This is a genomic window from Microbacterium sp. AC132 (assembly GCF_979258525.1).
In genome coordinates this window covers 2,465,356-2,478,878 of record NZ_OZ409862.1, presented here as the reverse complement: position 1 = coordinate 2,478,878, position 13,523 = coordinate 2,465,356, and the positions used below count along the sequence as shown (strand labels likewise).

General features: G+C 70.3%; 9 protein-coding genes and 1 pseudogene. 7 read left to right on the top strand and 3 right to left on the bottom strand.

Features of this window, described 5'->3' with window-relative positions:
• The first annotated feature begins 84 nt into the window (after positions 1 to 84).
• Positions 85 to 726: an SDR family NAD(P)-dependent oxidoreductase gene (locus ACZZZQ_RS11800; RefSeq protein ID WP_187250289.1), complete on the top strand. Its 642-nt coding sequence runs from the start codon at positions 85 to 87 to the stop codon at positions 724 to 726.
• A 51-nt stretch (positions 727 to 777) separates the two neighbouring features.
• On the opposite strand, the gene ACZZZQ_RS11795 is transcribed toward ACZZZQ_RS11800, so the two are convergent.
• Entirely contained in the window at positions 778 to 2,316 is a 1,539-nt protein-coding gene (locus tag ACZZZQ_RS11795; RefSeq protein WP_463507628.1) for an MFS transporter, read from the bottom strand.
• Positions 2,317 to 2,408: 92 nt separating this feature from the next.
• Here ACZZZQ_RS11795 and ACZZZQ_RS11790 point away from each other — a divergent pair, with 92 nt between their 5' ends.
• The gene (locus tag ACZZZQ_RS11790) at positions 2,409 to 3,476 is read left to right on the top strand and encodes a threonine aldolase family protein (protein ID WP_463507627.1); all 1,068 of its coding nucleotides are present in this window, start codon (positions 2,409 to 2,411) and stop codon (positions 3,474 to 3,476) included.
• Positions 3,477 to 3,485: 9 nt separating this feature from the next.
• Here ACZZZQ_RS11790 and ACZZZQ_RS11785 read toward each other — a convergent pair whose 3' ends face one another.
• Positions 3,486 to 4,085 carry a DUF4916 domain-containing protein gene (locus ACZZZQ_RS11785; RefSeq protein WP_053097566.1) on the bottom strand — a complete coding sequence of 200 codons (600 nt, stop codon included), beginning with the start codon at positions 4,083 to 4,085 and terminating at the stop codon, positions 3,486 to 3,488.
• 113 nt (positions 4,086 to 4,198) lie between these two features.
• Between ACZZZQ_RS11785 and ACZZZQ_RS11780 the strand changes: the two genes are divergently transcribed.
• Both ACZZZQ_RS11780 and ACZZZQ_RS11775 read left to right on the top strand, forming a co-directional pair.
• Positions 4,199 to 4,855, top strand: coding sequence for an alpha/beta hydrolase (locus tag ACZZZQ_RS11780; protein ID WP_463507626.1), 657 nt, complete (start codon positions 4,199 to 4,201; stop codon positions 4,853 to 4,855).
• Positions 4,856 to 5,113: 258 nt separating this feature from the next.
• Complete coding sequence (locus tag ACZZZQ_RS11775) at positions 5,114 to 6,787, top strand: ABC-F family ATP-binding cassette domain-containing protein (RefSeq protein WP_463507625.1); 1,674 nt, start codon at positions 5,114 to 5,116, stop codon at positions 6,785 to 6,787.
• 2 nt (positions 6,788 to 6,789) lie between these two features.
• Here the strand turns inward: ACZZZQ_RS11775 and ACZZZQ_RS11770 are convergent, their stop codons facing one another.
• Positions 6,790 to 7,200, bottom strand: coding sequence for a DUF6157 family protein (locus ACZZZQ_RS11770; protein ID WP_056279641.1), 411 nt, complete (start codon positions 7,198 to 7,200; stop codon positions 6,790 to 6,792).
• Positions 7,201 to 7,269: 69 nt separating this feature from the next.
• Between ACZZZQ_RS11770 and ACZZZQ_RS11765 the strand changes: the two are divergent.
• From ACZZZQ_RS11765 to ACZZZQ_RS11755, 3 genes and pseudogenes are all read left to right on the top strand, one after another.
• A pseudogene (locus ACZZZQ_RS11765) lies at positions 7,270 to 11,861 on the top strand (ATP-dependent helicase).
• A 33-nt stretch (positions 11,862 to 11,894) separates the two neighbouring features.
• The gene (locus ACZZZQ_RS11760; protein ID WP_463507624.1) at positions 11,895 to 12,734 is read left to right on the top strand and encodes an EI24 domain-containing protein; all 840 of its coding nucleotides are present in this window, start codon (positions 11,895 to 11,897) and stop codon (positions 12,732 to 12,734) included.
• Entirely contained in the window at positions 12,734 to 13,507 is a 774-nt protein-coding gene (locus ACZZZQ_RS11755; RefSeq protein WP_463507623.1) for a DNA-formamidopyrimidine glycosylase family protein, read from the top strand. The genes ACZZZQ_RS11760 and ACZZZQ_RS11755 overlap by 1 nt, the downstream gene beginning before the upstream one ends.
• Positions 13,508 to 13,523 lie beyond the last annotated feature (16 nt).

Sequence of the window (13,523 nt, the reverse complement as noted above, 5' to 3'; positions counted from 1 at the left end):
TCGTGTGGTGCGACCGGACGCAGCGTCTGCGGCCATTCCTGCCCGGGGTGGCCGCAGAACTGTTTCGTCACGAGAGTTGAGCACATGAGCGTCACCGACCGCACGATCCTCCTCGCCGGAGCCACCAGCCCGTCTGGCCTCGCCCTGGCGCGAGCACTCGTCGACGCCGGGGCGCGCGTCGTCGCCACCGGCCGATCTTCAGAACGGCTGCACGCGCTCGACGCACTCGGCGCACAGGTCGAGGTGGCCGACGCGACCTCGCTGGCGTCGATGACGGAACTCGCTTCCCGCCTGCAGGCGATCGACGCCGTGATCCCGCTGGTCGGCGGCTGGCGCGGCGGAGGGGGCCTCGCCGGACAGACCGACGACGACCTGCACGCGCTTATGCCCGCGTTCGATGCGGTGCGCGCCACCAGCCGCGCCTTCGACTCCCTGCTGCGGGCCTCTGACGCCGGACGCTTCGCGATCGTCTCGTCGACAGCGGTCGGTCGCCCTCTGGCGGGAGGCGCGAACTACGCCGCCGTCAAGGCCGCGAGCGAGGCGTGGACGCGCGCGGTGGCGCAGGGCTTCGCGAAGGCAGCGCGGGATGCCGTCGAGCCCCTGCGCGCGGCATCGGTCGTCTTCCGCGCCAAGGCACTGGACCCGGACTCACTCGCGCCGCAGGTGCTCGCGCTGTGGGATGCGGACGCCGCCGATCTCAACGACCGGATCATCACGCTCGACTGAACGCCGCAGCCCGTTCCGCTGCCGACGCGTTCGGCTGGTGACGCCGTTCCGCTAGCGGCGCGCCTCCGGCACCTCAGGAGGGAGCCCTCGGAGCGGCGGCGGAGCATCCGCGACGCGCGCATCGACGCTGCGGTCGTCGGCGGAATCCGCTCGGCCCTCGGCCACCGCGTCCGCGTTCCACTCGGCGCCGGCGTCCGTGCCGCCGCCCGTGTTCTCGCCTGCGTCGTCCGGTGCGCCGTCGCCGTCGCCGTCGGGTTCGCCGTCGCCGGGATTCTGCTCCGGCGCGTTCGCGTAGAGCTCGGTGAGCTTGCGATACGACTTCGTGAAGAAGGCCAGCGTCGCGGCGATCACCATGATGATGCCCGCGAACAGGCAGATCAGGGCGATGCCCCGAGCCTCACCCTCACCCAGCAGCCATTCCCACTGCTGCTGCCCCTCGGGCGTTCTCATGTACGGGATGATCAGGAACTCCGCGATCGGCGCGATGAGGAACGCCGTGATCGGAGCGGCTGCGGCCTCCATCGCCGCGGCGACGCCGAACACACGCCCCTGCCTGTCATAGCGGACGACCTTCTGGATGATGGTCTGCTCGGCCGCCTCGACGGGCGGCACGAGGGCCATGTAGATCCACATGCCGACGACGTAGAGCGGCCACCATTCGCGCAGCATGAACACCGACCCCAGGATGCCCATCGCGATCACGACGAGCAGCAGGGTGCGCATGGGTTTCGCCCCGAGGCCGAACTTCGCCACGAGCCCGCCGCCGATCAGGAACCCGGTCGACGCGAACGCCAGCGCGAAGCCCCACATCTGCGCGTCGAAGAGCGTGAGACCGTACGGATCCATCAGCGCCATGTACACGCCGCCGATGAGGTTGTTGAACGTCGAGAAGATGATCAGCGCGAACAGTCCGGGGGCCAGCCGGATCGCCGCCACACTGCCGCGGAAGTCGAGGGCGCTCTTCGCATCGGGGTCTGGCTGCGGCGCCCCCTCGGGGATGCGGATGAAGAGCAGGTGCACGAAGGTCAGCACCATCGCGCCGATCGCGATCGCGAGCGTCCACCCCATGCCCAGGAAGCCGATGGACAGCCCGGAGAAGACGCTGGTCACGAGGAAGGCCAGACCCTGCACCGTGCCGACCAGGCCGTTGGCGTTGGCCCGTCGATCTTCGGGGACGAGCAGCGTGACGGTCGTCGAGAGCGCGATGTTGCGGAGCTGCTCGATCACCCCGCCGAACAGGATGATCGCCGAGAACAGCCAGAACCACGGACCGCCGAGGTCGAGCAGCGCCGCCTCCGGCTGCCAGACGTAGAGAACGCCGGCGATCAGGAAGGCGACCGCCGAGATGACGCTCGAGAGCAGCATCACCGTGTGTTTGCGATTGCGGTCGACGATGGTGCCGAAGATCATCGCGAAGAAGGCGATGAACAGCATGTACGCGCCGCCGATGACGCCGGTCGCGAGCACGGACTGCGTCTCGATGTAGACCCAGAAGGTCAGCGCGAACCACAGAAAGCTCGTCGTCACGTTCGCGATGAGCGTGTTGACGAGGACGTTCGCGAAGGCGGTCTTCGCAGCGCTGCGCTCCATGAATTAGAGGGTAGGCGGGGCCTCGGACATTCGCTAGAGCGGTATGCCGGCCGGGGGACGCCGGGCTCGGCATCCGCCCGTAGGCTTGTGCGGTGACTATTCAGCATGACCCCGCGGTCCGGGGCTTCGCCAGCGACAACTACTCCGGCGTCCACCCCGAGGTCCTCGCGGCCATCGCAGCGGCGAACGGCGGCCACCAGGTCGCGTACGGCGAGGACGCCTACACCGCCCGTCTGCAGGAGGTGTTCCGCGCCCACTTCGGCGAGGGCGTCCAGGCGTTCCCGGTGTTCAACGGCACGGGTGCGAACGTCACCGGCCTGCAGTCGATGCTGCCCCGCTGGGGAGCCGTCATCGCGGCATCCTCCGCGCACATCAACGTCGACGAGGGCGGAGCGCCCGAGAAGATCGGCGGATTCAAGATCCTCGCCGTCCCGACCGACGACGGCAAGCTCACGCCCGAGCTCGTCGACCGCGAGGCCTGGGGCTGGGGCGACGAGCACCGCGCGCAGCCGCTCGTGGTCTCGATCACGCAGTCGACCGAGCTCGGCACCCTCTACTCCGTCGACGAGATCCGGGCTCTCGCCGATCACGCGCACGAACGCGGCATGACCCTGCACCTCGACGGCGCGCGCATCTCGAACGCGGCCGCAGCCCTCGACGTGCCGCTGCGCGCGTTCACCCGCGACGCCGGCGTCGACGTGCTCAGCTTCGGCGGCACGAAGAACGGCGCGATGCTGGGCGAGGCCATCGTGGTGCTGAACCCCGATGCGTCGAGCGGACTGCAGTACTCCCGCAAGTTCAACATGCAGCTGTCGTCTAAGATGCGCTTCGTCTCCGCCCAGCTCATCGCGCTGCTCGAGGGAGACCTGTGGCTGCGCAACGCCCAGCACGCGAACGCCATGGCGCAGCGACTGCGCGGGGCGATCGAGGCGGGCATCGCGGCCGGCGAGATCACCGGCGTCTCGTTCACGCAGCCGACCCAGGCGAACGGCGTGTTCGCGCAGCTGCCCGACGGCATCGCCGACCAGCTGCGCGAGAAGTTCCGCTTCTACGACTGGGATGCCGCGCGCAACGAGGTGCGGTGGATGTGCGGCTTCGACACCGAGGAGTCCGACGTCGACGAGTTCGTCGCAGAGCTCGCGCGTCTCACAACACGCTGAGCGGAGCGGCTAGCGCAGCAGACCGAGGTTCGCGAGCGCCAGGCGGATGAGGGTGCCTCGCCCGCCCTCCATCTCGGCGGCGACGGCGTCCGATGCCGCGGCCTCGGGCGAGAACCAGGTGACCTCGAGTGCATCCTGGCGCGGCTCGCACGTGCCGGTGACCGGCACCACGAACGCGAGCGAGACGGCATGCTGACGGTCATCGTGGTAGGCGCTGACCCCCGGGATCGGGAAGTACTCGGCGACCGTGAAGGGCAGCGGCTGCGGCGGCAGCAGCGGGAACGCCATCGGGCCCAGATCGTTCTCGACATGGCGGAACAGCGCATCGCGGATCGTCTCGCCGAACCGCACTCGGCCCGAGACGATGGTGCGCGTCATCTCGCCCATGGGCGTCGAACGCAGCAGGATGCCGATCTCGGTCACCTGCCCGGAGCCATCGGTCCTCACCGGGATCGCCTCGACGTAGAGCATGGGCAGATGGCGTCTCGCCTCCGCCAGCTCGAAGTCGCTCAACCACCCCGGGTTGGAGTCACGCGAGGGCTGTGCGGCGCCGAAGCCCTCCATGCCGTCGTCGGGCTCGGGGTCGGGATCAGGTGTGCGGACGGCCATGTCTCCTTTCTACCAGCAGCACCCTCCGGCGAACACCGACTTGAGGCCACGACCGGCATACGATCCGATGATCGTCTCCTGCGGGTGTCGGACGGCGCTGGCAGGATGGGACCGTGAGCGAAGAACTGATGATCGACGGGCTCCTCACGCGCTGGTCGACGGAAGATCGCGCGGGGATGCCGCTGCTGGTGCTGCTGCACGGATACGGCGCCGACGAGCACGACCTGTTCGGGCTCGTCCCCTACCTGCCGGACGGCATCGTGGTCGCGTCCGTCGCCGCCCCGCTCGCTCCCCCGTGGCCGATGCCCGGGCGCTCGTGGTACGCCATCGAGGGTCTCGACGGCCGCAGCTCGGCATCCGTCACCGTCGCGGCAGAGGCGTTCCTGCGCTGGCTCGACGATGTCAGGGCCGACGCCCCTGCCGTGGCCCTTCTCGGGTTCTCGCAGGGTGCCGCCGTCGCCCTGCAGGCCATGCGACTCGCGCCCGGGAGCATCGACACCGTGGTGGCCCTCAGCGGTTACGCCGCGCCCGGCGAGCTGCCGGGCGACGATGCGCTGACCGAGGCGCGACCGCACGTCTTCTGGGGCCGAGGCACGAACGACCAGGTGATCCCCCAGACGCTGGTCGCGCACACCGCCGAGTGGCTTCCGGCGCACTCCGAGTTGTCCGGACGCGTCTACACCGGGCTCACGCACAGCATCTCGGAGGAGGAGCTCCGAGACGTGCGCGCGTTCCTCACGAAGTGGTTGGAGCGCGCCGTCGAGGCGTGACCGCCCCTGCACGCAGCCGCGACACGCCCGGGGTTGCGAAACTCCGACACGCCCGGGTATTGTCGTTGAGTCCTGTCCGCCGTGTCTGGAAGTCCTTTGATCTGATCCGTCGCCTCCGCGCTCATCTTTCCGCGCGCTGACCCGACGATCGCCGACTCCACGGCAGACCACCGCCCGCTGTCCTTCGACAGCGACCCGCTCAGACGGGTCCATCGGGCGACCGGTGTCAGTGCACCCTCGCACTGGACAGGAGACACCATGTCAGTCCCCACTCTTCATTCATCGGTCACCCTCGATCGACTCACCTTCACCTGGCCCGACGGCACGTCAGCGCTCGACTCGGTCTCCGGATCATTCGGCTCCGGTCGCACCGGCCTCGTCGGTCGCAACGGCGCCGGCAAGTCCACGCTGCTGCGGCTGATGGCGGGCGAGCTGAGCCCGACGGCCGGGCACCTCACCACCACCGGCGAGGTCGCCTACCTGCCGCAGCAGCTCACACTCGACGTCGACCGCCGGGTCGCCGATCTTCTCGGAGTGGCTCCCGCCCTCGATGCCGTCCGTGCGATCGGCGCGGGCGACGTCGATCAGGTGCACTTCGACACGGTCGGCGACGAGTGGGACATCGAAGCGCGCGCCGAGATGTCCCTGGCAGACGCCGGGCTCGCCCCCGAGTTCCTCGACCGGAGGGTCGGCGAGCTGTCGGGTGGTGAGGCCGTGCTGGTCGCGATCGCGGGCATCCGTCTCCGGCGCGCGCCGATCACCCTGCTCGACGAACCGACCAACAATCTCGACCGCGACGCCCGCGCGAGACTCGCGGCGATGGTCCGCTCGTGGAAGGGCACACTCATCGTTGTCAGCCACGACCTGTCGCTGCTCGAACTGATGGACGACACCGCCGAGCTCTACGCCCAGACGCTGAGCGTGTTCGGCGGGCCGTACTCCGAATGGCGCGCCTGGTTGGACGCCGAGCAGGATGCCGCGAGGCAGGCGGAGGTGACGGCGAAACAGGAGTTCCGCAAGGAGAAGCGCCAGCGCATCGAGGCCGAGGTCAAGCTCGCCCACCGAGCGCGCACCGCCAAGAAGGCCGAGATCGAGAAGCGCGTGCCGAAGATCGTGGCCCACGGGCGCAAGATGGCGGCCGAGGTGTCGGCGGGCAGGCTGCGCACGGAGGTCGGGGCGAAGGAGGATGCCGCTCGCACCGCTCTCGACGAGGCGGGGCGGCGCCTGAGGTCCGACGCGTCGATGAAGATCGAGCTGCCGGATCCACAGGTGTCACGCAGTCGTCGCATCGCGACGATCGGCGACGGCGAGCGGTCGTGGATCATCCAGGGCCCCGACCGGGTCGCGCTGATCGGGCGCAACGGCGCCGGAAAGACCACGCTGCTCGAACGGCTCGTGGCCGACGTCGGCCACGACTCCGGAGAAGCGCTGCCGCTCGACGCGGACCGGCCCGATCCGTCAGGTGACGACGCGGATCTCCGGAGCTCCGGAGCGCGCCTCGTCGCGACAGCTCTCACCGACCGGATCGGCTACCTGCCGCAGCGCGTCGACGGGCTCGACGAGAACCGGTCGGTGTTCGAGAACATCGCGGATGCCGCACCGCAGGTGCCCGAGAAGGAGCTGCGCAATCGCCTCGCACGGTTCCTCATCAGAGGGGCCACCGCGGAGCGACCTGTCGCCGCTCTGTCAGGCGGGGAGCGGTTCCGCGTGGCTCTGGCGAAACTGCTGCTCTCGGACCCCGCACCCCACCTCGTGGTGCTGGACGAGCCGACGAACAACCTCGACATCGACACGGTCGATCAGCTGGTCGAGGCGCTCCGGGCATACCGCGGGGCGGTGCTGGTCGTGAGTCATGACGATGCGTTCCTCGCGCGTCTCGACCTGGGACTCACGCTCGAGATCGACGTCGACGGCTCACTGACCTCGAGGTGAGCTCACGCCCGTCGGCTCCGCATCGCCCGGGTATGGGCGATCGCGGGGTCGGCGGCGAGCAGGGTGTAGTCCTCGGATTCTCGAGGGACGAGCGCGACCCGCCCCTCGGCGTCGTGGGCGATCCCCCACCCGTAGCGTTTTCCCAGCGGTGATGAGCGCAGGCAGGGCTGCCCCTTCGAGAAGAACGCCTCGCGTGCGGCGGAGTCGTCGGGGTCGATCCCGGCACGCAGCGCATGCGTGGTGAAGATCACGTCGTCGGAGGTGCGCGCATACGGCTCCTGCGCGATCAGTCGATAGTGCAGTGCGGCGATCGTGGGCCTCTCACCCGTCGGCGGCTCTTCGGCGTGGTCGACGGGACAGTCTTCTGCGACCTCGATGAACGTGCTCGCGTAGTTCGTGGTGTGCGTCGCCATGCCTACAGCATGCCCGCACCCTCGGACAATGCCGACCCCGATGTCGGTGGCACGGGTGATGATGGAGGGATGAGCGACGTGCTCGAACGCTTCACCCCTGCCACGCAAGACTGGTTCCGGGGTGCGTTTCCCGAACCCACGCCCGCCCAGTCGGGCGCCTGGAATGCGATCTCTGCCGGAAAGCACGCGCTCGTCGTCGCACCGACCGGCTCGGGCAAGACGCTCTCGGCCTTCCTCTGGGCGATCGACAGCGTGTTCCGCGAGCGCATCGAGCAGCCCACCCCTCCCGCGAAGCGCACGAAGGCCGCCGACGCCTCGCGCACGCGCATCCTCTACATCTCGCCGCTGAAGGCGCTCGGCGTCGACGTGGAGCGCAACCTGCGCTCGCCCCTCATCGGCATCGGCCAGTCGGCCAGGCGGCTCGGCGTCGAGGCCCCTTCGGTGACGGTCGGCGTGCGCTCGGGCGACACGACCTCGAGCGATCGCCGCAAGCTGGTCTCCGATCCGCCCGACATCCTCATCACGACCCCCGAGTCGCTGTATCTGATGCTCACCAGTCGCGCCGGCGAGACGCTGCGCGATGTGCACACGGTCATCATCGACGAGGTGCATGCGGTCGCCGCGACCAAGCGCGGAGCCCACCTCGCGGTGAGCCTCGAGCGTCTCGATGCGCTGCGTCGCACCCACGGCCACGACCAACCCGCACAGCGCATCGGCCTGTCGGCCACCGTGCGTCCGATCGACGAGGTCGCGCGGTTCCTCGGCGGCGCGGCGCCTGTCGAGATCGTCGCGCCGCCGGCGTCCAAGACGTTCGAGCTGGGCGTCGTGGTGCCGATGGACGACATGACCAATCCGCCACCCCTCCCGGCGCGCCGAAGGATGCCGGAGATGCGGCGGATGCGGAGTACACCGAGGTCACCGGCTCCGTGTGGCCCCACGTCGAGGAGGCGATCGTCGATCGCATCCTGCAGAACAAGTCGACCATCGTGTTCTCCAACTCGCGTCGCCTCGCCGAGCGCCTCACCGGGCGACTCAACGAGATCTACTCCGAGCGCATCGGCGTCGCACTGCCCGAGGCCTCCGTGCCGGCAGCCATGATGGCGCAGGCAGGTGCCACCGCCGGAGCAGACCCCGTGCTCGCCAAGGCGCACCACGGGTCGGTCTCGAAAGAGCAGCGCGCCCAGGTCGAAGAAGAGCTCAAGTCCGGTGTCCTGCGCTGCGTCGTCGCGACGAGCAGCCTCGAGCTCGGCATCGACATGGGTGCGGTCGACCTGGTGATCCAGGTCGAGGCTCCGCCGTCCGCGGCCTCCGGTCTGCAGCGCGTCGGGCGAGCAGGCCACCAGGTCGGCGAGATCAGCCGGGCCGCCCTCTTCCCGAAGCACCGCGGCGACGTGCTGCACACCGCGATCGTCACCGAGCGGATGCTGGCGGGCAAGATCGAGGCTATCCAGGTGCCCCGCAATCCACTCGACATCCTCGCGCAGCAGACGGTCGCCGCCAGCGCCCTCGGCGAGATCAGCGTCGAGGAGTGGTTCGAGACCGTGCGTCGCTCGGCTCCGTTCCAGTCGCTCCCGCGATCGGCCTACGAGGCGACGCTCGACCTGCTCGCCGGACGGTTCCCCTCCGATGAGTTCGCCGAGCTCCGCCCGCGGCTGGTGTGGGACAGAGACGCCGGCACCCTGACCGGACGTCCGGGCGCGCAGCGCATCGCCGTCACGAGCGGGGGCACGATCCCCGATCGCGGACTCTTCGGGGTCTTCGTCGCCGGCGAGTCGACCGGCGCCCGCGTCGGCGAGCTCGACGAGGAGATGGTCTACGAGTCGCGAGTGGGCGACGTCTTCACGCTCGGCACGACGAGCTGGCGGATCGCCGAGATCACCCATGACCGGGTCAACGTCATCCCCGCCTACGGCCAGCCCGGCAAGGTGCCGTTCTGGCACGGAGACGGCATCGGCCGACCGTTCGAGCTCGGCGAGGCGCTGGGGAGGTTCTCGCGAGAGGTCTCCGCCGCGACTCCCGAGAAGGCCGCCCAGCGACTGATCGACGCCGGACTCGACGCGCAGGCGCGGATGAACCTGATGGCGCACCTGACCGAGCAGCGCGAAGCGACCGGAACGCTGCCGACCGATCGCACTCTGACGGTCGAGCGCGGGCGCGACGAGGTCGGCGACTGGCGGGTCATCCTTCATTCCCCGTACGGCATGAAGGTGCATGCACCGTGGGCGCTGGCGATCAACGCCCGCATCCGCGAGCGACTCGGAGTCGAGGGCTCTGCGGTCGCGAGCGACGACGGCATCATCGTGCGCATCCCGGATGCCGAGGCCGAGCCGCCCGGGGCCGAGCTCTTCGTGTTCGACCCGGATGAACTCGAGCAGCTCGTCACCCAGGAGGTCGGCGGCTCGGCGCTGTTCGCGTCGCGCTTCCGCGAATGCGCGGCGCGCGCGCTGCTCATGCCGCGCACCAACCCCAACCGGCGCACCCCGCTGTGGCAGCAGCGTCAGCGTTCGGCGCAGCTGCTCGAGGTGGCGCGCCGGCACCCGACGTTCCCCGTGATCCTCGAGACGCTCCGTGAGGTCCTGCAGGACGTCTACGACCTGCCCTCGCTGCGCACGCTGGCGGTGTCGATCGCCGACCGGCGCATCCGGCTCGTCGAGACGCAGCCGTCTCAGCCCTCGCCCTTCGCCCGCGACCTGCTGTTCGGCTACGTCGGCGCCTTCATGTACGAAGGGGACTCTCCCCTCGCCGAGCGCCGGGCGGCCGCCCTCTCGGTCGACCCCGCGCTGCTCGGCGAGCTGCTCGGCACGGTCGAGCTCCGTGAGCTGCTCGACCCCGACGTCATCGCCCAGTTCGAGAGAGAAGCGCAGCGCCTCGACCCCGAGCGACGAGCGCGAGGTCTCGAAGGCGTCGCCGATCTGCTGCGGATGCTCGGTCCGATGGATGCCGCCGAGATCGACGCACGACTCGACCCGGAGACGGGGTCCGCATCCGACCACCTCGACGCTCTGATCGCCGCCCGCCGCGCGATCCCCGTCACCGTCGCCGGCACCACGCGCGTCGCAGCCATCGAGGACGCCGGTCGGCTGCGTGACGCACTCGGCGTCGCGCTGCCCACCGGCATCCCCGTCGCATTCCTCGAACCGCTCGCCGATCCGCTCGGCGACCTCATCGCGCGCTATGCCCGCACGCATGGCCCCTTCACGACGGATGCCGTCGCGACGCGATTCGGGCTCGGCGCCGCCGTCGCGCGGCATACCCTGCAGCGGCTCGAGCACTCGGGCAGACTGACCAGCGGTTACTTCCTGCCCGAGGCCTCGGGCACGGGGAACGAGACCGAATGGTGCGACACCGAGGTGCTGCGCCGCCTGCGGATGCGGTCGCTCGCCGCGATCCGGGGCAGCGTCGAGCCCGTGTCGCCCGAGGCGTATGCGCGCTTCCTGCCGGACTGGCAGCACCTGGGACGCCCGCTCGAGGGACTCGACGGGGTGCTCGCGGTGATCGAGCAGTTCGCCGGGGTGCCCGTGCCCGCGAGCGCGTGGGAGTCGCTCGTGCTGCCCTCTCGGGTGCGCGACTACTCCCCCGCCCTGCTCGACGAGCTCACTGCCTCGGGAGAGGTCATCTGGTCGGGCCACGGCACGCTGCCGGGGCGCGACGGCTGGGTCTCGCTGCATCCCGCAGACCTCGCGCCGTTCACGCTGCCCGAGCCCGACGACGAGATCGCCGCCGACTCGCTCGAGGCCCGAGTGCTGATCGCGCTGGATGCGGGTGGCGCGTACTTCGCCGGTCAGCTGAAGGACATGACCGGCGCCGAGAACGAGCAGTCCGTGCTCGAGGCGCTGTGGGCGCTGACGTGGGGCGGCCGGGTCACCAACGACACCTTCGCCCCGATCCGGTCGCTGCTGGCCGGTGGTTCCCAGGCGCACCGGGTCACCCGACGCGCTCCGCGCACGCGCACCTATCGGGGGATGTCGCTGGCACGGACCGCGCCCCGACCGACGTCGATCGGCGGGCGCTGGTCGCTGCTGCCCACCGTCGACACGGATGCCGCTCGTCGTGCGACCGTCACCGCAGGGCTGCTCCTCGACCGCTACGGCGTGGTCACCCGCGGAGCCGTGCAGGCCGAGGGCGTGCCGGGCGGGTTCGCGCAGACATACCGGGTCCTCGCCGGCTTCGAGGAGGCTGGGCACTGCCGCCGCGGCTATGTGATCGAGAGGCTCGGCGCGGCGCAGTTCGCGGCGTCCGCCACCGTCGACCGACTTCGCACGTTCGCCGGGCTCGCCGATCCGCCTCCCCGCAATGCCGTCACGCTCGCCGCGACAGATCCCGCCAACCCCTACGGCGCGGCGCTCGGATGGCCCAAGCGCGACGAGGTCTCGCATCGCCCCGGGCGCAAGGCCGGAGGCCTGGTGGTGATCGTCGACGGATCGCTCGTCCTCTACCTCGAACGCGGGGGACGCACGGTGCTGTGCTTCACCGACGACGCCGAGGTGCTGCGCGCGGCAGCGACCGACCTCGCAGCGACCGCCCGCGCGCGGCGCCTCGACACCCTCACGGTCGAGAAGGTCAACGGCGAAGGCGTGTACGGCACCGAGCTCGCCCTCGCTCTGCAGGGGTCCGGATTCGTGGCCACCCCTCGCGGCTACACGCTGCGCAAGGCGATCTGACCGGCCCATGACCACTGCTTCTAGGCTGGACGCATGATCGGGGAGTTCATCAGCGGCGTCCGCACCCTGCTGCGCGGTTTCGGCACATGGCGGCGCCGACCGTGGCTCATGGCCCTCGGTCTCGTACCGGGCTTCATCGCCGCGCTGGTGCTGCTCGCCGGACTCATACCGCTGGCGCTCACTCTCGGGCCGATCTCCGACGGTCTCACCCCCTTCGCCGACGGCTGGATCCCGGCCTGGCGCTCGGTGCTGCGCGCCGCCGTGGGCATCGTGATCTTCGCCGCGGCGCTCGCACTCGCGAGCGCCGTGTTCAGCGCCCTCGCCCTGACGATCGGCGACCCGTTCTACCAGCGCATCTGGCGCGCTGTCGAGGCCGATCTCGGCGACGCCCCGCCCTCGGACGGCGGCGGATTCTGGATGGCGGTCGGCGAGGGCCTGAGACTCGTGGTCCTCGGCATCCTGATCGCGATCGCCGTGCTGCTCCTCGGTCTCGTCCCTCTCATCGGCGGATTCCTCGGTGCGGTGGGCGGCGTCGTGCTGTCGGGACGGATGCTCGCCCGCGAGCTCACCGGGCGGGCGTTCGACGCCCGCGATCTCAGCCCTGCCGACCGGGCGGTGCTGTTCCGCGGCAGCCGCGCGCGCGTGCTCGGCTTCGGTGTCGCCACGCAGCTGTGCTTTCTGATCCCCGGCGGGGCTGTCGCGGTCATGCCCGCCGCTGTCGCGGGTGCCACTGTCCTCGCGCGCACCATGCTGCAGCGCACGCCGCTGCCACAGCACACTCCGCAGCACGCTCCACAGCACACTCCTCCGCCTCCCCTGCCGGGCAGCGTCTCGGCGCCGCTGCCGCCACCCCCCGGGTCAGGGCACGCCTGATGCCCGAGGGCGATACCGTCTTCCGCACCGCCAGACGTCTCGACGAGGCGCTGGTCGGCGGCGAGGTGGCGCGCTTCGACCTTCGGGTGCCGCGATTCGCGACGCTCGATCTGACGGGTCAGCCGATCCTCTCGTCGATCGCGCGCGGCAAGCATCTGCTGCTGCGGATCGGCGACAGCACGCTGCATTCCCATCTGCGCATGGACGGCGCCTGGCTCGTCTACCGGGCGGGTGAGAAGTGGCGGCATCCGGCGTTCAAGGTCCGCGCGATCGTCGGCACGGCGCAGCGCGAGGCGGTGGGCATCGACCTCGCCGAGATCGAGGTCGTTCCGACCCGCGACGAGGACGAGCTCGTCGGCCATCTCGGCCCCGATCCGCTCGGCCCGGACTGGGATGCCGTCGAGGCCGCCAGACGCGTGAGCGACGACACCCGCAGCATCCACGTCGCCCTTCTCGACCAGCGGAACGTCGCGGGGTTCGGCAACGAATACGCCGCGGAACTCCTGTTCCTCCGCGGAATCCTGCCGACGACCCCCGCACCGGAGGTCGACGTTCCCGCACTGCTCGACCTCGGCGTGCGCACGATCCGCGCGAACCGCGATCGTCGCCATCGCACCTTCACCGGAGTCGACCGCCCCGGTCAGGGGACGTGGGTGTACGGACGTGCCGGACGCCAGTGCCGCCGCTGCGGAACCCCCATCAGACGCGGCGAGCAGGGCGCGGATCCGACCCGCGAGAGGATCACATTCTGGTGCCCCGTGTGTCAGCGATGACCCGCATCCATGCTCG